This is a genomic window from Marivirga salinae, assembly GCF_030503855.1.
GTDB lineage: Bacteria > Bacteroidota > Bacteroidia > Cytophagales > Cyclobacteriaceae > Marivirga > Marivirga salinarum.
In genome coordinates this window covers 1,127,659-1,149,978 of sequence record NZ_CP129971.1, presented here as the reverse complement: position 1 = coordinate 1,149,978, position 22,320 = coordinate 1,127,659, and the positions used below count along the sequence as shown (strand labels likewise).

The 22,320-nt window shown below is 34.5% G+C and carries 20 protein-coding genes; 12 read left to right on the top strand and 8 right to left on the bottom strand.

The window, feature by feature from the left end:
* Positions 1 to 114: 114 nt before the first annotated feature.
* The gene (locus QYS49_RS04900) at positions 115 to 987 is read right to left on the bottom strand and encodes an AraC family transcriptional regulator (RefSeq protein ID WP_308350594.1); all 873 of its coding nucleotides are present in this window, start codon (positions 985 to 987) and stop codon (positions 115 to 117) included.
* A 165-nt stretch (positions 988 to 1,152) separates the two neighbouring features.
* Here QYS49_RS04900 and QYS49_RS04895 point away from each other — a divergent pair, with 165 nt between their 5' ends.
* Positions 1,153 to 1,755 (top strand): DUF3244 domain-containing protein, encoded by a 603-nt coding sequence (locus QYS49_RS04895; RefSeq protein WP_308350593.1) that lies wholly within the window; start codon positions 1,153 to 1,155, stop codon positions 1,753 to 1,755.
* A gap of 388 nt (positions 1,756 to 2,143) precedes the next feature.
* Here QYS49_RS04895 and QYS49_RS04890 read toward each other — a convergent pair whose 3' ends face one another.
* The gene (locus tag QYS49_RS04890) at positions 2,144 to 2,830 is read right to left on the bottom strand and encodes a DUF6962 family protein (RefSeq protein ID WP_308350592.1); all 687 of its coding nucleotides are present in this window, start codon (positions 2,828 to 2,830) and stop codon (positions 2,144 to 2,146) included.
* A gap of 143 nt (positions 2,831 to 2,973) precedes the next feature.
* Here QYS49_RS04890 and QYS49_RS04885 point away from each other — a divergent pair, with 143 nt between their 5' ends.
* The gene (locus QYS49_RS04885; RefSeq protein ID WP_308350591.1) at positions 2,974 to 4,197 is read left to right on the top strand and encodes a sensor histidine kinase; all 1,224 of its coding nucleotides are present in this window, start codon (positions 2,974 to 2,976) and stop codon (positions 4,195 to 4,197) included.
* Positions 4,198 to 4,436: 239 nt separating this feature from the next.
* Here the strand turns inward: QYS49_RS04885 and QYS49_RS04880 are convergent, their stop codons facing one another.
* Positions 4,437 to 6,887 (bottom strand): zinc-dependent metalloprotease, encoded by a 2,451-nt coding sequence (locus QYS49_RS04880; protein WP_308350590.1) that lies wholly within the window; start codon positions 6,885 to 6,887, stop codon positions 4,437 to 4,439.
* 258 nt (positions 6,888 to 7,145) lie between these two features.
* On the opposite strand from QYS49_RS04880, the gene atpD reads away from it, so the two are divergent.
* On the top strand, positions 7,146 to 8,654 hold the full coding sequence (gene atpD, locus QYS49_RS04875; protein ID WP_308350589.1) for a F0F1 ATP synthase subunit beta: 1,509 nt from the start codon (positions 7,146 to 7,148) through the stop codon (positions 8,652 to 8,654).
* Positions 8,655 to 8,664: 10 nt separating this feature from the next.
* On the top strand, positions 8,665 to 8,913 hold the full coding sequence (atpC, locus tag QYS49_RS04870; protein ID WP_308350588.1) for an ATP synthase F1 subunit epsilon: 249 nt from the start codon (positions 8,665 to 8,667) through the stop codon (positions 8,911 to 8,913).
* A gap of 74 nt (positions 8,914 to 8,987) precedes the next feature.
* Here the strand turns inward: atpC and QYS49_RS04865 are convergent, their stop codons facing one another.
* Positions 8,988 to 9,140, bottom strand: coding sequence for a hypothetical protein (locus tag QYS49_RS04865; RefSeq protein ID WP_308350587.1), 153 nt, complete (start codon positions 9,138 to 9,140; stop codon positions 8,988 to 8,990).
* 220 nt (positions 9,141 to 9,360) lie between these two features.
* Between QYS49_RS04865 and QYS49_RS04860 the strand changes: the two genes are divergently transcribed.
* Complete coding sequence (locus QYS49_RS04860) at positions 9,361 to 10,575, top strand: pyridoxal phosphate-dependent decarboxylase family protein (protein WP_308350586.1); 1,215 nt, start codon at positions 9,361 to 9,363, stop codon at positions 10,573 to 10,575.
* A gap of 188 nt (positions 10,576 to 10,763) precedes the next feature.
* On the opposite strand, the gene QYS49_RS04855 is transcribed toward QYS49_RS04860, so the two are convergent.
* Positions 10,764 to 11,129: a DUF1987 domain-containing protein gene (locus QYS49_RS04855; protein WP_308350585.1), complete on the bottom strand. Its 366-nt coding sequence runs from the start codon at positions 11,127 to 11,129 to the stop codon at positions 10,764 to 10,766.
* Positions 11,130 to 11,352: 223 nt separating this feature from the next.
* Here QYS49_RS04855 and QYS49_RS04850 point away from each other — a divergent pair, with 223 nt between their 5' ends.
* Together QYS49_RS04850 and QYS49_RS04845 are read left to right on the top strand one after the other, a co-directional pair.
* Positions 11,353 to 13,236, top strand: coding sequence for a M1 family metallopeptidase (locus tag QYS49_RS04850; protein WP_308350584.1), 1,884 nt, complete (start codon positions 11,353 to 11,355; stop codon positions 13,234 to 13,236).
* A gap of 24 nt (positions 13,237 to 13,260) precedes the next feature.
* A complete protein-coding gene (locus QYS49_RS04845) occupies positions 13,261 to 14,175 on the top strand; it encodes a universal stress protein (protein WP_308350583.1) in 915 nt (304 codons plus the stop codon).
* Positions 14,176 to 14,227: 52 nt separating this feature from the next.
* On the opposite strand, the gene QYS49_RS04840 is transcribed toward QYS49_RS04845, so the two are convergent.
* A complete protein-coding gene (locus tag QYS49_RS04840; RefSeq protein ID WP_308350582.1) occupies positions 14,228 to 15,376 on the bottom strand; it encodes a cysteine desulfurase family protein in 1,149 nt (382 codons plus the stop codon).
* A gap of 4 nt (positions 15,377 to 15,380) precedes the next feature.
* Entirely contained in the window at positions 15,381 to 16,775 is a 1,395-nt protein-coding gene (glmM, locus tag QYS49_RS04835) for a phosphoglucosamine mutase (RefSeq protein WP_308350581.1), read from the bottom strand.
* A 163-nt stretch (positions 16,776 to 16,938) separates the two neighbouring features.
* On the opposite strand from glmM, the gene QYS49_RS04830 reads away from it, so the two are divergent.
* Entirely contained in the window at positions 16,939 to 17,889 is a 951-nt protein-coding gene (locus QYS49_RS04830; RefSeq protein WP_308350580.1) for a hypothetical protein, read from the top strand.
* 34 nt (positions 17,890 to 17,923) lie between these two features.
* On the opposite strand, the gene nhaA is transcribed toward QYS49_RS04830, so the two are convergent.
* Entirely contained in the window at positions 17,924 to 19,258 is a 1,335-nt protein-coding gene (gene nhaA, locus QYS49_RS04825; protein ID WP_308350579.1) for a Na+/H+ antiporter NhaA, read from the bottom strand.
* A 461-nt stretch (positions 19,259 to 19,719) separates the two neighbouring features.
* Between nhaA and QYS49_RS04820 the strand changes: the two genes are divergently transcribed.
* The 4 genes from QYS49_RS04820 to arsB all read left to right on the top strand — a co-directional run bounded on the left by QYS49_RS04820 (position 19,720) and on the right by arsB (position 22,308).
* Positions 19,720 to 20,055 (top strand): ArsR/SmtB family transcription factor, encoded by a 336-nt coding sequence (locus QYS49_RS04820; protein WP_308350578.1) that lies wholly within the window; start codon positions 19,720 to 19,722, stop codon positions 20,053 to 20,055.
* Between the two features lie 69 nt (positions 20,056 to 20,124).
* Positions 20,125 to 20,601, top strand: a complete 477-nt coding sequence (locus QYS49_RS04815; protein WP_308350577.1) for a DUF6428 family protein — start codon at positions 20,125 to 20,127, stop codon at positions 20,599 to 20,601.
* Positions 20,602 to 20,659: 58 nt separating this feature from the next.
* Complete coding sequence (locus QYS49_RS04810) at positions 20,660 to 21,274, top strand: arsenate reductase/protein-tyrosine-phosphatase family protein (RefSeq protein WP_308350576.1); 615 nt, start codon at positions 20,660 to 20,662, stop codon at positions 21,272 to 21,274.
* A complete protein-coding gene (gene arsB, locus QYS49_RS04805; protein WP_308350575.1) occupies positions 21,271 to 22,308 on the top strand; it encodes an ACR3 family arsenite efflux transporter in 1,038 nt (345 codons plus the stop codon). Before QYS49_RS04810 ends, arsB begins: the two co-directional genes overlap by 4 nt.
* Positions 22,309 to 22,320 lie beyond the last annotated feature (12 nt).

Here is a 22,320-nt window from a genome sequence, read left to right as displayed (position 1 = left end):
AGATACTGACAAGAATTACAACATATTTGTACTTATCTCCCTTTTATTTCAGATAAAAAAATTTTAATACTGACCTAATTCCGTGCATACTTCCCCATTGGGGGCTAGGGGGCTTTATCTAACCACTCTCCTAATAGCCTTTCTATAATCTGATGGGCTATTACCGGTGATTTCTTTGAATTGTCTGTTGAAATGGGAGATATTATTAAATCCACAGGCATAGCAAATATCTGTGATATTTAAATTCCCTTCTGATAAAAGCTTGGAAGCATGTACTACCCTGTGTTCGTTTACAAAATGAGTGAAAGTCTTATTAGAAATCTTCTTAAAATAGCGGCAAAAAGCTGGAACGGTCATGGCAGCTTCAGCTGAAATTTCTTCTAATGATATATTCCGTTTAAAATTATCTCTTACAAAATCATAAATTAAATTTACCCGCTGCTGATCAACAGCCTTAGCCTCAATTGATACTGCTTCTGAATTTAACAAATAGTAATCTTTTACCTCTGATAGTCTCTTTAAAATGGATATCAAACCTATCAACCGATCAAAAGGCGGTTTATCTACTAAACTTTCTATTTCATCTCCAATTTTCTTTTTGGTTTCGCCTGTGAACACAATTCCGAGCTTCGCATTCTCAATTAGTTGCTTGATAGGTTGAATTTCAGGCAAATTTAAAAATACTGGTCCAGGGAAATCCTCTTTCATCTGGATAATAGTTTCCGATTCATTTCCTGTTAAGCGGTCTGTGAAACCATAATGCGGCAAATTAGATCCGATCAGCATCAAATCTCCATCTTGGTAATAGGAAATATGATTGCCTATATGTCTTTTTCCATTCCCTCCACGCACAAAAACTAATTCAATTTCGGGATGAAAATGCCAAAATGGTTCCTTATTAGGTCTTGACTGTTCAAATTTTTTGATGAGTACCGAGCTTCCAAAGGTAGGCTCAATTTGTTCGAGTGTAGGCTTATAGAATTGCATAGTGAATTTAAAACGATTGAAAATTGATTTTGTTATTGCATTTTACCTCTTGATAACAATAAGATAACACTAAAGAGTTAAAATAGTACTACAATTGGAAAATCTTCACATAGTTAGTGGCAAAAAAGCACCCTACATTTGTAATGTACTTTAAAGAAAAAGTCTATGAACAATTTAAAAATTCAAAAATCGGTTGTAACCGCAGTATTGGTTTTACTGCCATTATTGAGCTTTGCAGATGGCTTCCCATTTGTAAAATTGACAAGCAAGGAAAACAAAATGATCACATTAAGGGTAGGATCAGCTGAGTCTGATTTGACCAATATTAGGATAAAAAATCAATTCGGTCAAGTGTTATACACTGAAACAGTTGAAAATGTAAATGGTATTTTGAAAAATTTCGACTTGAGACATTTAGAATCTGGTCGATATAATATCGAGTTGGAAAATGATCTCAATATAGAAATATTACCTATTACCATTACTTGGGATTCTGTTACGGTAGCGGAAGATCAGTTCAACACGATCCACAAACCATTTGTAAAACTTAAGGAAAATGGAATTGTAGATTTCAATTATCTTAATTTAAGCAGTAATAGTACCTCAATTTTAATCACAAATTCAAAAGGAAACGTGATTTATAAAGAGAACTTAGGTAGTAAATCAGGAATTGAGAAAAGATTTGATATTTCTTCTTTAGATAAAGGTGAATATCAGATTATGGTTCAGTCTGGCGATAGGAACTTTAAACATAGTATCGCTTTATAAAATAGTATTCAATTAGTCGTTTCCATAGTAGGGCCTGTCACTGGAGAGTGATGGGCTTTTTTTATTTCTGTCTTTAAGCGTCAAAAGACGCACTAAATAAATCACGCCAAGGCGCAAAGTTTACGCAAAGGTATTTAATTGTTTAACTTTTTGAATTCCCGTTCAAACTGTCAATACTAAATAAAATAGATTATAATACTCTCTCTGAGCAATATTTACCCCGAGAATAACGATATGATTTGATTTGAGAACTTTGAAATATAAATTTAAAGCACACTATTCTCTCCTTTCTTATTCTTTGCGACTTAGCGTCTTTGCGTGAAACACCTCAAGCATTTGGCTTGTTTATATTTAGGCTTAGCCTCATTAATATTAATTTGAAATAGAATTAAACCTTTTCTTTTACTTGCCCTTCCTTTATTTTAATTCTCTTTACTCCTCCATAAACATAAATCGTTGCTACTGCCATCAATACATGGCTTAAAGACAAGTAGTTAAACCATTCATGAATTGAGAATTTTGTAGCAAATGCTAAAGCCGAAAGCGCAGCAAAACCAATTCCGGCCATTATATATTTAGTAGCTTCATTCTTGGTTTTATAAAATAGTAAAGCCTCAATTGTGAAAACTACAAACATTAATCCATAGCCAGAATGTAACTGGACATAAAAGAAATCGAGGGTATAAAACACTAATCCAAGAAAAATTAAAAACTCTATTATATTAACTATGCCTAATATTTTAACATATTTTTTATTTAATGCTATACGAGTGTGTTCTATAGCTCCCCGCTCTATTAGCATAATTGCAAACATACTAATTATCCATCCTACCAGTTTCCATGATTTACTAAATTCATAATAAAATGCATGTCCAATAACGCCTCCAAAAGTGGTAGCTAAACCCATCACTAAAAAATAGTATTTGAAATAAGTGAATACTTTTCCCTTTTTAGGGGATATTGACATCTTATAAAAATAAAGGAAACAAAAAAAACTGACCAATAGGTCGGTGAGGGTAACAATGGGCTCATCTATTCTGATGCCCCATAATTCAATTTGCACTATATTTTCCATGTACTATGTATCGAAAAAGTTATAAAATGGTTACTCTCAATTAAATATCGAATTAAATCAGTTATTATTTCACAGTTTCAAAGTAATAAGGCTCATTTTTTCCGTTATCCCTTAAACTTTTATAATTTGCCTGAAAAATATAAATGGTAACTCCTTCTGAAAACCCCTTTATGGGCAATGCTTCTTCCATTTACCAAAGTAAGGCTGCTTTAAAATGGGTTGCACTAGCATTTTCTTTAATTATTGGTATTGCTTCGGTTCTCTACACCAATAGCATAGTAGAAGAGCTAAAAGAAAGAGAGGAACGTTATATCGAATTATTTGCCAAAACTTTGGAATATACCAGTGATCCTGATAATAGCGAAAATCTGATTTTTATTTTTCAAGAAATCGTAGCTCCAAACAACTTTGTTCCAGCAATTGTGGTGGACGCCAATGGAAATCCCAGTGTTTATAGAAATATTGACATAGACAGTTCCAAACATGATCAGGAGGCCAGAAAAAAAATACTGAAGAAAGAGCTCAAAATCATGGAACAAGAATATGAGCCAATTGCTATTTCCGGAATGGGTTCAGATGATCCAAATGACTTTCAATATATCTATTACCGAAATTCCGATTTGATTTACAGATTACGCTACTACCCTTACATACAATTATCTGTAATTGCTGCGTTTGTATTTTTCGGCTATGTTTCCTTTTCCTATTCCAGAAAAGCCGAACAAAACCAAGTTTGGGTTGGTCTTGCTAAGGAAACTGCTCACCAATTGGGTACTCCCCTTTCCTCATTAATGGCTTGGTTAGAAATCATGAAAATTGATGATGATATAAAAGATAAAGAGGTTGTAACAGAGCTGGAAAAAGATATCAGCAAATTGGAATTGATAACCTCAAGATTTTCAAGTATTGGTTCTATCCCCGTATTGAAGCAAGAAAATATTTCAAAAATCATTGAGCAAACTATTAATTACTTAAAGAAAAGGACTTCAAAAAAGGTAAATCTCTATTTTCATTGCAAAGATGATCTGGTTACGGCAGATATTAATAAGCCTCTTTTCGATTGGGTGATTGAGAACTTATGTAAAAATGCGATTGATGCCATGAATGGTGAGGGTGAAATCACTATTACTTTAAAAGAGGGAAAATATGGAGATGCCTTGATAGATGTTACAGATACTGGAAAAGGAATTCCTTCCAGTAAGATAAAAGAAATCTTTCAGCCAGGATTTTCCACTAAAAAAAGAGGCTGGGGGTTAGGACTTACTTTAGCAAAAAGAATAATTGAGAACTACCATAATGGGAAGATATCAGTCAAGGAATCTATCGTAAACAAAGGAACCACTTTTAGAATTATATTAAAAAGGTAAAGGCTATCAAATAGGATAAGTAAAAGCTGTATACGGATATGTTAGCTTTCCAAATTTTTAAACTTTGGGAAACTTGTTTCAGGTTTTTTGTTTCATAAGACTGTTTGTGTCCTAACCCATCAATTAAAACCTCCTACCTACCCTGAATTTGTGTGTTGTATTCATAAATTTCACAAAAAAAATGCCTCCCGATTAATAAAAACCGAAAGGCAAAAATTTAAACTATTATTTAATCAACCTTAACCCCTAGGATCCAAAATTTGATCAATTCTGCTTACTAAATCTTGCAAGTGATAACGAGACATTTGATCGCTCTGTCTTGCTAAACCTCTATTGATTTCAGCTCTTAAAGCAACCAAGTTTCCTCTTGAAAGAGAAGGGATGTCTGTTGTTCGGATATCCTCGTCTTCTGTCTTCACTAATTCACCCAACTTCTCAACATAAGCTTTTTGCAAGTTTCTTCTATAAGTATCTATGCTTTTTCCTGTTCTCAATTCAGAGAAAATGCCAGTACGCAAATCGCTCATCATTTGTGTGGCCTTATAAGCATCATTTCCATTTAAGGCTTCATTTTCTAAAACTCTTTTCACACGATCAGCACTGAAAAGACTGTTCAAAGTTCTAGTTTGCAATGCTTTTATTCTATCGGTAATTCCATCAGACTCAATTCTACTAAGTATTTCAGCATCAATCAACCATTCTGGAGTTTCGAATAATTGCTCATTTAAAAATGCGATAGCTCTGGTTTGCTTGTCTTTAGAAGCATGAGTATAAATAGCACCTTCCTGATCAGATGTTTTAAAGTACTCGCTTATGCCGCCAACATTTCCAGTAACATGACCCATATAACGATTATATTGACCTATTACATTACCATAAAGTTCAGAAAGCTCGTCATAATTTTCACCTTCTTCCGAGCTCCATTCAATTAATCTATCAGCAATTCTCTTTAAGTTTTTAATACCTAATGCAGAAGCAATCATGGAATCATCTCCAATATCTTCAGTTTGGGCAGTATGATCTACAACTCCTCTTTGCTGACGACCATATCGGTAAGCAGGATCATCTGCTTTCTCTAAAATCCATCCATTCAAAATAGATTCTTCCTCTTCAGCAGTATCAATGTTTGGAATTGCCCTGTAACCATATTCTATTGCCCATTTATCATACTCTCCAACCATTGGGAAGAAATTTTCAACATTATCTTCTGGCTGCGCAACATAATTAAATCTTGCATAATCCATTATTGAAGGTGCAACTCCATGCGTTTTCATAAATTCAGCTGATCGTAATGAATCAACAGGATATGCAACACTTGATCCCATATTATGAGGTAATCCTAATGTATGACCTACTTCATGTGCAGCCACAAATCTGATTAATTCACCCATTAAATCTTCCTCAAACTTAACTTTTTGAGCTTCAGGGTTAACCGCAGCAGTTTGGATGAAATACCAGTTTCTCAAAAGGTTCATTACGTTATGATACCATAAGATATCGCTTTCCAGAATTTCTCCAGTTCTTGGATCGTGAACATGTGGCCCTTGTGCATTTTGAATATCAGTAGCTATATAACGAATAACTGAGTATCGCACATCTTCTGGGCTCCAGTCAGGATCCTCTTCTTTGGTTGGGGCATCTTTTGCAATAATTGCATTTCTAAAACCTGCTTCTTCAAAAGCTGGTTGCCAATCTTCAATTCCTTTTTTGATGAATTCTCTCCACTCAATTGGGGTAGCAGGATCGATATAATATACAATTTGTTTAACTGGCTCTACCAATTCGCCTTTATTATAAGCTTCCCAATCAGATGGCTCCAATCTCCATCTGGTGATGAAACGGTTGTCATCAGCTTTATGAGAATCTTTAGAATAATCTAACTGACGAATAGAAAAATAGCCTACTCTATCATCAAAATTTCTTGGTACCATCGGTTCCTCAGGCAGCAAAATCATTGATTGATTCATTTCAATTGATAATGCACCTGTTAATTGATTATCGGGTATCTCACTTCCTTTGTAAGTTAAGATATGTCTAATTTCAACATTTTCAGGGAAAGCTTTTCCATGAACAATAACAGATCTACTTTTATCAACAGTTTGAATTTTAAAAGCCTTTCTTTGAGAATCATAAAGTGCACCAATCATTGGAACATCTGTAGTAAAGAAATCTTCAACATCAATCACATAGGATGATGAGTCCTTTCCTAATGCTTCAATTTTAAAAGTATGAATGATAGGTTCAAAATTATTGTTCTTTACAGATTCATAAATTGGATCTTCTTCATCTGCTACAGAATTGTAGGATACTGAACGCAATAACAATTGCTTATCTTTCTTTTGAAATCGAATCACCTGCTGCGGACGAGATTTCATTCCAGCTCCACCGAAATTCAGTCCTTTTACGTGACCTGAAATCCTAGAAACTATCAAAATTTCTCTCTCCAATAAATCCTCTGGTATTTCAAAATAATATTTGTCATCCACTTTATGGAAAGTGAACAATCCCTCATCAGATTCCGCCTCTGAAGTAATCACCTTTGAATAAGGCTTATATTTTGAATCTGAATTATTCTCTTTCTTATTATCTTCCTTTTTCTTTTTACCAAACAGCTTAAACTGAGCATGACTTTCTGAAGCAGATAGCCCAATAAAAGCCATTACAGCTAAGCTAAATATTAATTTTTTCATTGTATGTACATTTAATTTCCTGCTAAACTAACAACAAGGAAGTATTAAGTTTACAATTTTTATCTCTTTTCCATGAGTGGAGGAAACAACCTTATTAATGGAAAAAGTTATAATCTAAATAATCATTTAGTGTCAGATTATAAAATTTCTGTATCAACCCAAACCGAAAGCTAAAAATACTTTGTTATAATTGAATTAAACCTTAGCTTTGCACCCTGAAAGAATAGAGCAATTTTATTTTACAATAATTATTAAATCATGGCAAATATTGGTAGGATTACCCAAGTAATTGGCCCGGTAGTGGATGTGAGCTTCGAGGAAGAAGGCGCGAAATTACCTAACATCTTTGATGCATTTACAGTAAAAAAATCTGACGGTTCTACAATCGTTTTAGAATGTCAGCAACATTTAGGGGAAGACAGAGTAAGAACCATCGCAATGGATGGTACTGAAGGTTTGACTAGAGGTATGGAAGTTGTAGATAGCGGATCGCCTATCTCAATGCCAACAGGTGAAGATATTAAAGGAAGGCTTTTTAATGTAATTGGTGATGCTATCGATGGTATCGACCAGCCGGAAGGAAAAACTAAATTGCCTATTCATAGGGATGCTCCAAGATTTGAAGATTTATCAACTTCTTCTGAAGTTTTATATACAGGAATTAAAGTTATCGACTTAATTGAGCCTTACTCAAAAGGGGGTAAAATTGGTTTATTCGGTGGTGCCGGAGTTGGTAAAACCGTATTGATTCAAGAGTTGATTAATAATATTGCAAAAGGACACGGTGGTTTGTCTGTATTTGCCGGTGTGGGTGAAAGAACTCGTGAAGGTAATGACTTGCTTAGAGAGATGTTGGAATCAGGTATTGTAAAATACGGTGATGACTTTATGCACTCTATGGAAGAAGGCAAATGGGATCTTTCAAAAGTCGATAAAGAAGCTTTGAAAGAATCTAAAGCTACTTTCGTCTTTGGTCAAATGAATGAGCCTCCAGGTGCTCGTGCTCGAGTTGCTTTGTCTGGTTTGACATTAGCTGAGTATTACCGTGACGGTGATAAAGACAGTAATGAAACTGGTAAAGATATTCTTTTCTTTATTGACAACATTTTCCGTTTCACTCAGGCAGGATCTGAGGTTTCTGCTCTTTTAGGTAGAATGCCATCTGCTGTGGGTTACCAGCCAACTTTGGCTACTGAAATGGGTGCCATGCAGGAAAGAATTACTTCAACTAAAAATGGTTCAATTACTTCCGTTCAGGCTGTTTACGTTCCTGCGGATGATTTAACTGACCCTGCACCAGCTACAACTTTCGCTCACTTAGATGCTACTACAGTATTATCTCGTAAGATTGCTGAGTTAGGTATCTATCCAGCGGTGGATCCATTGGATTCAACTTCTAGAATTTTGGAAAGAAGTGTTGTTGGTGATGAACATTATGACTGTGCGCAAAGAGTAAAAGAGATTTTACAGCGATATAAAGAATTGCAGGATATCATTGCAATTTTGGGTATGGATGAATTGTCTGAAGATGATAGACAAACCGTTTATAGAGCCAGAAGAGTACAGAGATTCTTGTCTCAACCTTTCCACGTAGCTGAGCAGTTTACTGGTTTGAAAGGGGTATTGGTTGATATCAAAGATACTATTAAAGGTTTCAATATGATTATGGATGGAGAGTTAGATCACCTTCCTGAAGCAGCTTTCAACTTGAAAGGTACTATTGAAGAAGCCATTGAGGCAGGAGAGAAAATGTTAGCAGAAGCTTAAAATTAAAATCATGCTTTTAGAAATCATTACACCGGAAAAAAATGTGTTTAAAGGAAATGTAGATTCTGCTACTTTTCCGGGAAGCAATGGTTCTTTTCAGGTTTTGAATAACCACGCCCCACTTATTAGTTCATTAGACAAAGGAGATTTAAAATTCTCCGATGGCAAGAATACTACAACTATTGTGGTTGATGGCGGTGTGGTAGAAGTTTTAAATAACAATATTACTGTTCTGGCTGAAAAGGTTATTGAAGCGTAGTTTAGTTAAATATTTATAAATTCTAAGCCGATTTACTGTACGTAAGTCGGCTTTTTTTTGTCCACAGTTACTTATTAATTTTGGCTTTTTTCAGATTGATGAGCTTTATTATAACCTTCATTAAAGGCATTTACATATTTTTCTGTATTCATCAAAAATTCCATTGTCAAAACTGTTAATAAACCCACAATAAATCCAACCACATACTTTTTCTTAATTTTTTTCATATGCATATTCAATTATAATTCATTAAGCTAAAAAGCTATCTAGCTCATCCCTTCATAGAAGAGATCAAAAGAAGCTATTTTAAAAATAAATTTAATGGATTTACTTAAAAGGCTAAAGGAATTTAAATTATTACATCAATTTCCCTACATTTACGGCTCATATCCAAGATCTCCGCACGAGGAATCTGACAAATTTCAAAACCATTAAAATTTCATATTCATGCAAAAGTGGAAAAAGCTATCTCAGCAAGAGATCAGACAAAGGATATTTTCTGCACTTTCAGAAAATGTAGATTACTATACTCAAAACATTATTGGATTACCAGCTTCTCATTTAGATGATAAGGTATTTTATCAAAATGCGCCATTCCTAGAAGACGCTCCTTATCTATCCACCTTAATTCACAATCCGAATCATATTGGCTGTCATACTTTAGGTGAATCAGAAAGCTTTTTCAAGGGCACTCAGGAACTTGAAAAGGAAGTAATCAAGATCTGTGCAGAAGACATTTTACATTGTACCACTGAGTATGATGGGTATGTAGCTTCGGGTGGTACTGAAGCGAATATGCAGGCTGTGTGGATCTACAGGAACTATTTCAAGCAAGAGCACAATGCAAAACTAAATGAAATAGCACTTATTAGCTCATCAGATGCACATTACTCTTCTGCAAAAGCCTCCAATGTACTGCAGATTGATTTCTATAAAGTGACTGTTGATGAAAATAATCGTTCTATAAGCAAAGAAGCTTTGGAGGAGACTATTTCAATAGCACAAGCAGATGGAAAGAAATATTTCATCATTATGGCCAATATGATGACCACCATGTTTGGCTCTGTTGATAATGTTAATATTTACACTGATCTTTTAATAGAGAAAAATTTAGAATTCAAATTACATGTGGATGGTGCTTATGGCGGTTTTTTCTTTCCATTTGCAAAGCCTGAAAATGATTTAAATTTTAGTAACCCACATGTCAATTCAGTAACATTAGATGCCCATAAAATGCTACAGGCACCTTATGGAACCGGAATCTTTTTAATCCGTAAAAATTGGATGCATTATGCCAATACGCAAGAAGCCAGCTATGTTGAAGGTCAAGATTTTACTTTAATTGGATCTCGCTCTGGGGCAAATGCTATTGCTATCTGGATGATCTTAATGACATATGGGCCAAACGGTTGGTATGAGAAAACTTTGGTTTTAAATCATAGAACTCAATGGCTTTGTGATCAATTAAAAGATAAAAAATTCGAGTTTTACCGATATCCGGATGCTAATATTGTGACGATTAAAGCTCCATACTTAAAGCAAGCAGTTTGTAAAAAATATGGATTGATCCCAGATAATCATAAAAATCCAAAATGGTATAAAATAGTAGTGATGGATCATGTTACTATAGAAAAATTGGAGTTGTTTTTAGGGGAAGTTTAAACTCCAAATGTTTTTTCTTTTAACAACAAAGATTAACAAAGAACACAAAGTAACAGCTAAAGTTGTTGATTAGACCCATCAAACCTAGAAGTTAAAGCTTTAAAACTGTGTTTGAACATTTTAAAAAAAGACCATTCCGTGCGCCATTCCCCGCCAGTTGGCGGGATTGGGGGCAAGGAGGCTGGACTTTAACTATAAGGAATAATCTCGATCGGTAATCTACAAAGATTAGCAAAATCCTCTCCTATTTCCATCATATCATCATCTGCTTCTCTGTAAAACCATTTGATTTTAACATCATTGCCTTTCTGGTCTTTAATAGATTCCATTTTATGAATCATATCCAACATTAGTTTCGAGGTACTTGTGTTGAAATAATCTAACCGAAAATGTAATTCCGTAACTGGACATGGATCTTCCATGTACCGATTAAGATGATCAAAAATGGGTGTAAAAACATCCATAGGGTTCTCTGGAATTGAAGACCCTGAGATTTCAAAAAAACCTTTTTCTATATCGATGACCACCGTGGGTCTCTGATGTGTTCCTGACATTCTAAACATACTGTATCAAATATGATAACAAATTACGTTAACTTCAAAATCTTGTTATAATTTTCGATAGTCGTGTCTTTTTTTACTTTAAATATTTCTTTTTCTCGTGTATTCTAAAGATAATAATTTGCTTTTAAGGTATGATCATTTCATTTAACTAATTTAGTCTTAGCTTTCATATTTTAAAATATTAAGGCTTAAAATAAAATTTTAATCAACAGAAATGAAAAAATTAGCTTTATTATTTTGTGTGATATTAGGCTTGTTTTCTTGTAATGAAAATAAAAATATGGAAAACAATAGAATTACTTCAACAGATTTTCAAAATCCTGATCAGCATTCATTTGCTAAACCTCAAGAGGCTCTCATTACCCATCTAAATTGGAATTCAACTATTGATTTTGAGAATAAAACCATACAAGCAATAGCTCAATATGATATTCGAAAATCTCAAAGTGCTAAGGAAATCATATTAGATACTAAAAATTTAGAAATCGAGAAAATATGGAGAAATGAAAATGATAGTACTGATTTTGAATTAAAAGAGCAAGATGAGATTTTAGGCCAAGCTTTGCACATACCTTTATCAAAAGATACCAAAACAATCAGTATTCAATATAAAACACCTGAAAAGGCTGAAGCTTTGCAGTGGTTAAATGCCCAACAAACTGCTGGAGATTCTCCATTTTTATTTACACAATCTCAAGCAATTCTTTGCCGAACATGGATTCCTATTCAGGATTCACCCGGCATCCGCTTCACATATGAAGCAAAAGTAAAAGTCCCAGAAGGAAACCTAGCTTTAATGAGTGCTGAAAACCCTCAAAAAATTGACTCAACTGGAAATTATAGTTTTAAAATGCAACAACCAATTCCTGCCTATTTGATGGCTTTGGCAGTAGGTAAATTGGAATATCATGAAACAGGTGAAGAAACTGGGATATATGCTGAGCCTGCCACTATGGAAAAAGCAATAACTGATTTGGAGGATTTACAATCCTTCTTGGAAACAGCTGAAAAGCTTTATGGGAAGTATAGATGGGAACAATTTGATGTTTTGGTTTTACCTCCAAGTTTTCCATTTGGAGGAATGGAAAATCCAAGGCTGACATTTGCAACACCTACCATATTATCAGGTGATAAATCATTGGTTTCCTTAATCGCTCACGAACTAGCACATAGTTGGTCAGGAAACTTAGTTACCAATGCCACTTGGGATGATTTCTGGCTAAATGAAGGGTTCACAGTTTATTTTGAATACCGTATTATGGAAGAGCTCTATGGTAAGGATTATGCCGAAATGTTGGCTTCTATTTCTTTTAAAGAATTAAAAGAGGAAGCGAAGGAATTGATAGATAATGGAAATGCTGCAGACACCCGTTTGAAATTAGAATTAAGTGGAAGAAATCCTGATGTGGGAATGACTGCTATCGCTTATGACAAGGGTTATTTCTTTTTAAGAAAGATTGAAGAGATAAGTGGAAGAGGAAATTTCGATGAATTTTTAAAGCAATATTTTAATGAGCACGCCTTTGAAAGCATAAATACTGAGCAATTTATTCTGTATATGGAGCAGAATTTATTCGGAAAAAATGACATTGAACTCCCAAAGGAATTATTCTCTAATTGGGTTTATGGTACCGGAATTCCTAATGATCTACCAAAACCAAATTCTGTTAAATTCATTAATATTGAACAGTCTATTGCAAAATGGTTGAATACTGGAAATATTGACACTTTGAATACGCTAGAATGGAGTACACACGAATTTTTACATTTCTTTCATCAGCTGCCGGATTCTATTGAATATGCAGAAGTGAAATTACTGGATGAGAAATTTGATTTCACCAATAGCAGTAATTCAGAAATATTAACTGAATGGTTTTTGTTAGCCATTAAAAAAGAGTTTATCCCTGCTTATGGAGCAATGGAAAACTTCCTAATCAATACTGGAAGAAAAAAATTCTTAATGCCTATATATGCTGAACTTATTAAAACTGAAACCGGTAAAAGAATTGCTTTAAACATCTATAAAAAAGCAAGAGAAAATTACCACTATGTAAGCTACAATTCGTTAGATAAATTATTAAATTACAAAACCGATTGATTTTACTAAATAAATTAAACTGAAATGTATAAAATAGAAAGACTTTTAGTTGCGCTTGACTTAACTGAAATGGATGAATTATTAATTAAATATACATCTCATTTAGCCAAATTTTTGAAAAGTGAGAAAGTGTATTTTATCCATGTTTCAAGAGACTTAGAGTTACCTGAAGATTTAAGAAAAAGCTATCCTGACTTAATGGCGCCAAATGATGAATCTATTGCGGATTCCATTGACAAAGTAGTCAATTCATCATGGGAATCAGGATTTGATTGCGAAAAAGTAATCGAAATTAAGGAGGGAGACCCTTCAGATCAAATATTAAAATGGGTCAACATCAAAGATGTTGACATGATGGTGATGGGCAGAAAAAGAAAGCTAAAAGGAGGAGGGATTGTTCCTAATAAAATAGCAAAAGTGGCCCAAACTTCCCTTATGATAGTGCCTGAAGATTTTGACTTTAAACTGGATAAAATTGTGGTATCTGCGGATTTCTCAAAGCATTCTAAACTAGCTGTAGAAGAAGCTATGGCTATCACAAAAGATAAAAACATCAATTTATCTCTTGTCAATGTATTCAGAGTTCCTGTTGGTTATAATAAAACAGGCAAAACCTATGATGAATTTGCTACTATAATGAAAGGGCACGCAAAAAATGATTTTAAGGATTTTGTAAAAAGAAATGACTTTCCAGAAGATTTAGAATGCCATTTTGTTCTGGATGACGATGATTCTCCAGCAGATAAAATATTTGGATTTGCATCAGACCAAAATGCCGATATGATTATTATGGGCTCAAAAGGGAGAACCGGACTAGCTTCTATTTTATTAGGAAGCGTAGCTGAAAAAGTAGTGATTTATGACAGCGAAATTCCTTTGATGATTGTAAAAGAAAAAGGAGAGAATATGGGCTTTCTGAAAGCTTTACTTAAACTTTAATTCCTAGAAATTAACTTTTCCAAAGTTTTGGAGCTTTGGAAAAGTTTAAGTTTTATCCTACCGTCTTCTTTTCATAAATTTCAGCTAGAGCATCAACCGCTTTATCAATTTCATCGGCTGTATTATATTTACTGAATGAAAAACGAACATTTGGTCTTTCTGAAGCTTTTCCTAACTCAGCAATAACATGCGAACCAACATCACTACCACTACTACAAGCTGAACCTCCACTTGCAGAAATGCCTTTAATATCTAAATTAAATAATAGCATATCGCTCATATCCGAAGGAGGTAGGCAAACATTCAATACCGTATAAAGGCTTTTATCTGGATCAGCACATAAACCATTAAAAGCTACTCCATCAACTTTAGCTTTCAGCTTTTGAATCATTCTATCCTTTAAGCCCTGAATATGGTTTTGATGTTCTTCCATATCCCGATAAGCTATTTCCATTGCTTTAGCTAAACCAACAATACCATAAACATTTTCAGTTCCTCCACGCATATTTCGCTCTTGGGCTCCGCCATGAATAAAAGGATGAATCTTATGTTCATTATTAATGTATAAGAAACCCACACCTTTTGGCCCGTGGAATTTATGAGCCGCCCCAACAATATGTTGTGCCTTAATTTCCTGCAAATCATGGTTGTAATGAGCCATGGTTTGAACTGTATCAGAATGAAAAACAGCATTATACTGCTTACAAAGCCAGCTCACTTCTTCAATATCGAGGATGTTTCCTATTTCATTATTACCATGCATTAAGGAAACTAAACTTTCTGGATTCTTACTTAACCAATCCTTTAAAGCATCCAACTCAACTGAGCCATTTTCGTCCAAAGGAACATAATCCAACTCAACATGTCCTGCTTTTTCCAAATGTTGAAGCGTATGCAATACCGCATGATGCTCAATCTTGGAAGTCAAAACTTTTTTGATTCCTTTTTGCTCTATACTACATCTTAAAGCAGTATTATCAGCCTCAGTTCCTCCAGAAGTAAAGAATATTTCAGAAGGAGAAGTATTCAATAATTCAGCAATTGTCCTTCTAGATTTTTCAATGGCTGCCCTTACCTCTCGTCCATGAGAATGAATAGATGAAGGATTGCCATAATGATTCAACATAAAAGGCTTCATCGCTTCAAAAACTTCAGGGTCTAAAGCGGTGGTAGCTGCATTATCTAAATAAATCCCTGCCATAATATTAATTTTCTTTATATGCGATAATCTCTTTAATATCCGAAATCATTTTTTGAGCTAAATGCTCAGCTTTAGATTCGGAATCGGATTCTGAATATATTCTGATAATGGGTTCAGTATTTGATTTGCGCAAATGCACCCATTCTTTATCGAATTCTACTTTAACTCCGTCTATTGTGTTAATAGGTTGATTTTTATAACGCTCTTGAATAGCTTCTAAAATACCATCTACATCAATATCTGGTGTTAATTCAATCTTATTTTTTGAGATATGATAACTTGGGAAAGTTGATCTTAACTGTGAGCAAGATTTTCCAAATTTTGCTAAGTGAGTAAGAAATAATGCAATCCCTACTAATGCATCTCTACCATAATGTAATTCAGGATAAATAATGCCGCCATTACCTTCACCACCAATGACTGCATTCGTTTCCTTCATTTTAGTTACTACATTAACTTCTCCAACAGCAGAAGCTTCATAAGAACCACCCCTTTTCTCGGTTACATCTCGTAATGCACGAGTACTGGAAAGATTGGAGACCGTATTACCTTTTTGCTGGCTTAAAATATAGTCAGCAACGGCAACTAAGGTGTATTCTTCACCAAATGGAGTTCCATCTTCATTTACAATAGCTAATCTATCTACATCGGGATCCAAAACGAATCCTAAATCATATTGACCATTCGCCAGTTCATTGCAGATATGCGTGATGTTTTCAGGCAGTGGCTCTGGATTATGTGGAAAGTTCCCATCAGGATAGCAATAAAGTTCTCTTACCTCTGCAACACCTAATGATTTCAATAACTTTGGAATTGCAATACCTCCAGTACTATTTACTGCATCCACCACTACTTTGAATTTTCTTTCACGAATAGCCGCCACATCTACCAATGGTAAATCAATCACCATATCGATATGCTTTTGGATATAATGATCTTGCGTAGTGTATTTTCCAATTTTCTTTACTTCGCTAAAATTGTAGTCTCCACTTTCAGCTAAATCTAAGATAGCCTGCCCATCTTCACCAGATATAAACTCCCCCTTATCGTTTAAAAGCTTTAAAGCATTCCATTGAACGGGATTGTGACTAGCTGTAAGGATAAATCCACCGGCTGCTTTTTCTAAAACAACGGCTATTTCTACTGTTGGGGTAGTGGATAATCCTAGATCAACTACATTCATTCCCATTCCTTGAAGAGTGGCGGTAACTAGTTTAGACACCATTTCACCGGTAGGTCTTGCATCTCTTCCAATAACTACTTTATTGTTATCGGATTTGGTTCTTAACCATGCTGCATAGGCGCTGCTAAACTTTACGATATCAACGGGCGTTAATCCATCTCCCGTCTTTCCACCTATGGTTCCTCTAATGCCTGAAATTGATTTTATTAAGGTCACTTATGTTTTCTTTTGATTCAATCTGCAAAGGTACTAAAAAATGGAAAGCCAATGAACAAAAATCCATATTCGAAGAAAGAAAGATGAGCTTATTCTTATTTATTGAAAAAAATCAACTTTATTTTTTATTTTGAGTTAAACTAAAGTTTAAGAAAATATAGAGTTGACGGGATATATACAATATTGGACAAAAGCTGGAATTCATGCAGAAATGGATGATGATGAAAAGCGAAAAGTGTTTCTAACCAATACTATGTCTTTATTTTTGGCAGTGGTCATGGTTTTAGTTTGGTTCAATGATGTTTTTAATACTGAAAATTATTTAGCGGCCTACAGAAGAGCAGGAGTTTTTGTTTTGATGCTGCTGATCCCTTTTTTGAATCACAAAAGGCGCTACAAATTATCAAAAAGTATCTTTCTGTTTTTTCCCGGCTTTATTCTTCTAGGAGTCCCTATAATTATTGGAGATATTTTTCCTGGTCAATTTATTTGGTTTCAGTACGCGGGAGCGATATTTTGTTCCATTCCTTTTATTCTATTTGATCATACTAAAGATAAATTATATATCGCCTTTTTCTTTACTTATTACCTTATGGTGACCTTATTCATTGATAAGATTTTACTTCATTACGGTGAGCCTCCTGAAGCAATGAAAGTACTAGTTACTAATTTTAGTGACTTTAAATTACCTCCTTTATTTGTGGCTTTTTTCTCCACCGCCACACTTTTATGGTATAATCGAACGAATTCTCAATATGAAAGACGATTAAGAAGTACAAATAAAGAACTTCAAGAAACACAAGAGGAGTTAATTGCTAAAAATGAAGAGTACGAAGCCATTAATCGCAACCTTGAAGCTTTGGTGGAAGAAAGAACGAACGTTATAGACACTAAAAACAAACAAATTATAGATTATGCGAATATCAATGCTCACAAAGTGAGAGGTCCCCTTGCAAGAATTATGGGGTTAATCAATATTTCAGATTACTCTAATAACCCTGAAGAATTAAAAAATATTTTTGAAAAATTAAGATATCCATCTGAAGAACTTAATGTTATTATTAATGAAATAAATAAAACCTTAGAAGAAGGGGATTCGGAGAATAAGGAATAATTAAGAGATTTATTGATTCAATCATTAACTTAGCTTAATCTCTTTTAGGATTGGTGAATAATAAAGTAATAACCCCACAAAGCGCAGCAACAAGTGATGCCATTAGAATGCTAATCTTAGAAATTTTTTCTAATTCAGAATCTACAAAAGCTAAATTTGTGATAAATAAAGACATCGTAAAACCTATACCTGCAATCAACCCAATCCCAATAATATGTTGCCACCTCAAGGAAGAATGAAGTTCCGCAATCCCAAGCTTTTCACCAATATATGAGAAAATACTAATCCCAAATACTTTGCCGACTGCAAGCCCTAACAGTATGCCCAAGCCTAATGAGTGAGAAGTAACTTCTAATAGACTTACATCAAGTTTAACACCCGCATTGGCTATGGCAAAGACTGGAAGAATAAAAAAGGCGTTAAAATTAATGAGGGAATTTTCCAGTTTGAGCAATGGTGGTCTGGAGTTTTGAGTATCTTTCTTCATGGCTTTGAGTATTTTTCTCTGCTGAATATCTTGCATAGGATCGCGAGTTTCAATATCAGTCTTTTCCAATTCAGCCAAATTCTTGTCTGTGCGTTCTTTCAGTAATTTACTGTCTAGCTTTGGTTTGACCGGAATTGTTATCGCAAAAAGTACTCCTGCAATCGTTGGATGAACCCCAGAATTAAGAAAGCAATACCAAAGTGAGATACCACCAACTATGTACCAAAACAAATCTTTTACCCCTAGTCGATTAATGGTCAATAAAAGAATAAATAATGCCCCTCCTAACCCAAGATACGTCCAACTCAATTCATTACTGTAAAAAATTGCAATAACGAGAATAGCTCCTAAATCATCGGCAATAGCCAAAGCGACCAAGAATATTTTAAGCTGCGAGGGAATCCTTTTACCTAACAAACCAATAATCCCTAATGAATAGGCAATATCTGTCGCCATTGGGATTCCCCATCCACTTGCACTTTCTGTACCAGCATTGAAACTCGCAAAAATAACTGCAGGAACAATCATCCCTCCTAGTGCTGCCATTATTGGCATGGAGGCTTTCCGAAAAGATGACAGCTCTCCTACCATGATTTCCCGCTTCAGTTCCATACCTGCTACTAAAAAAAATACGGCCATTAGACCGTCATTAATCCACTCTTCGACAGTCAGACCAAAAGTAAAATACTCTGAAAACTCAATGAGAAATTCATCCTTTAGAAAATGATGATAATTGTTTGCCCATTGTGAGTTGCCTATGATAAGAGCTACAATAGTTGCCGCAATTAGAAGTAAGCCTCCAGCAGTCTCCCTATCAAGAAACTTCTTCGCAGTTTGTTGAATGTAAGTTAAAGTAGATTGATTATTTACTGAGTTATACATACTTAAGTTTATTCTTTATGATATAAATAGAACTATAACTCCCCTCTTTCCTCAAAAGGGAGGTCGACTCCAAATAGCTAGTAATTTAATAGACTAATAAAAAATAAGGGTTGGAGCCGATGAAAGCATAATAGATTATTTCCCACCTAAAAACTTCTGGAACAAATGCGCCACAATCTCTAAAAAAGCAAAGGTAGAATGCATATTACCATATTTTTCTGCCTCATTAAATAGTGCGCGATTAAAAATTAAAGTTTTATAAATACTTTCTATTCAGGTAAAAAAATGATCACAGCCAATTAAATCATAACTTTTACACGCTGTAACTTTCCCGATTGTTGCATAATTGGAAATTCCAGGCTCATTTACAGCACTTAAGTAATACAGAAATCACATAAACTTAGCATCGAAATTTGCGTACACAATGATTAATCGTAATATTGCAATATAATAAGAATCAAATGGGCGTAACTAAATCAAATTTATTCACAGAAGAGCAAAATGACTTGGCAAATGTGGCCAAAGCCTTTGCTCATCCGGCTCGTATTGCCATTATTCAGTATTTGCTGAAATCCAATGCATGCATCAATGGACATTTAGTGGCGGAACTTGGCTTAGCGCAGGCTACTATCAGCCAACATTTAAGAGCATTGAAAGACATTGGTATTATACAAGGTACTATTGAAGGTGTATCAGTAAGTTACTGCATAAACCCCAAGCGTTGGGAAGAAGTAAAAAACCTTTTCAGTGGAATTTTTGAGTTATATAAAAACCCAAATCAGCAGAACTGCTGCTGATATTTTTTTGTCTTTAACCATCGTAATAAAGCGATAATACAATTAAATAAAATTTATAAATAAGAAATCATGAAACTTTCAGAAATCAAATCAACATTAGAAAACTTAAGCGAAGTTAAATTTCAATTGCCAAATGGGGAGTTTGTCCCTCAGCATTTCCACATTACAGAAGTGGGCATCATTACTCGCAATTTTATTGATTGTGGTGGCACCATAAGAAATGAACAAACAGTAAATTTCCAATTATATGAAGCTGGCGATTACGACCACAGATTAGGAGCTAAAAAACTTCATGATATTATCACCTTATCGGAAGATAAACTTGGAATAGATGATAATTTAGACATAGAAGTGGAATATCAAGGGACTACTATCGGTAAATATCATTTGCATTTCGAGGAAGATTACTTTGTACTTTTGAATACCCAAACAGATTGTTTAGCCAAAGATAAATGTGGAATTCCTGAGTCAAAACCGAAAGTGCAATTAGCTGATGTTTCAGGTTCAGGTACAAATGCATGTGAACCAGGTGGTGGATGTTGTTAAGCCACATAAACCTGTCAGGTTTAAGATAAAATAGAATGTTGCTAAATCCTCTACTAAAATGTTCCAAAAACTCACTAATTACATCAAGAAACTAGATTTAGAATCCCTCTCTTCCGAAAGAAAAGAAGTATTAAATCCTTTTATTGAATATTTACAGGAGAAAATCAATTCGGGAGGTAATATTTCACTGAATTTTATCTGTACTCACAATTCTCGAAGAAGTCATCTTTCCCAAATTTGGGCTCAAGCTCTGGCAGCGCATTTTCAGTTGAATCAAGTTACTTGTTATTCTGGAGGAACAGCTGCAACGGCAATTTATCCTATGGTTATTCAGGTTTTGGAAGAAGCTGGTTTTGAAACTGTCCAACTTTCTAATGAAGGAAATCCAGTATATGCTATAAAATATAAAGCAGATAGCCATCCAATCATTGCTTTTTCCAAGACTTACGATCATGCTTTTAATCCGTCCATTGGTTTTGCAGCATTGATGACTTGCTCAGATGCAGATGAAAATTGTCCTTTTATTCCAGGGACGGAAAAAAGAATTGCTTTAAATTATGAAGACCCAAAAGCTTTTGATGGCAGTCCGCTTCAAAAAAGTAAGTATGAAGAAAGAAGTCGTCAAATTGCCACAGAATTATTTTATGTATTCTTAAAAATTAAAAAATCATGAGTGAAGCCGCAGGAAAGAAAAAAATGGCTTTTTTTGAACGCTATTTAAGCCTTTGGGTAGCCTTATGTATAGGTGTTGGAATATTAATTGGATACTTAGCTGGAGATGATATTTCCTTTTTAAGTGATATGGAGATTTATAAAGTAAATCTGCCAATTGCCATTTTAATTTGGATGATGATTTATCCTATGATGCTGCAAATTGATTTCTCCAGTATAAAAGGAATCGGCAAAGCTCCAAAAGGATTGATTATGACGGTGGTGATCAATTGGCTTATCAAACCCTTCACTATGGCATTTTTCGCCTGGATTTTCTTTGAACATTTATATTCCGCTTTTATTGATCCTGCAATGGCAGGGGAATATATAGCAGGTGCTATTATATTGGGAGCCGCACCATGTACGGCTATGGTTTTCGTTTGGTCTTATTTAACAGATGGCGACCCGAATTACACATTGGTTCAAGTTTCCGTTAACGACCTGATTATTTTAGTGGGTTTTATTCCTTTGGTTGGCTTTCTTTTGGGTATAACGGACATTACAATTCCTTATGGAACACTGGCAGCAAGTATCATTATTTTTGTTGTGATTCCATTAGTGGCTGGTGTGATTACCAATAAAATCTTAGTAGCACAAAAAGGCGAAAAATGGTTTCAGGATGTGTTTTTGCCAAAGTTCAAACCTGTTAGCATTATTGCTTTATTGTTGACTTTAATTCTTTTGTTTGCCTTCCAAGGACCTAATATTTTAGATAATCCAATTATCATACTGCTGATTGCTGTCCCGCTGATCATACAGACTTATTTTATATTTTTCATAGCCTGGTTTGCAGGAAGAAAATTAAAGCTTTCTCATGCAGTATGTTCACCAGCTGCCATGATTGGCGCCAGTAATTTCTTTGAATTAGCAGTGGCAGTAGCTATAGCTTTATTTGGATTGCAAAGCCCGGCTGCTTTGGTAACAGTTGTGGGCGTATTAGTTGAAGTTCCAGTTATGCTTTCTTTAGTTGCTTTGGCTAATAAATGGAAATATTAGGCTTACAGGCAC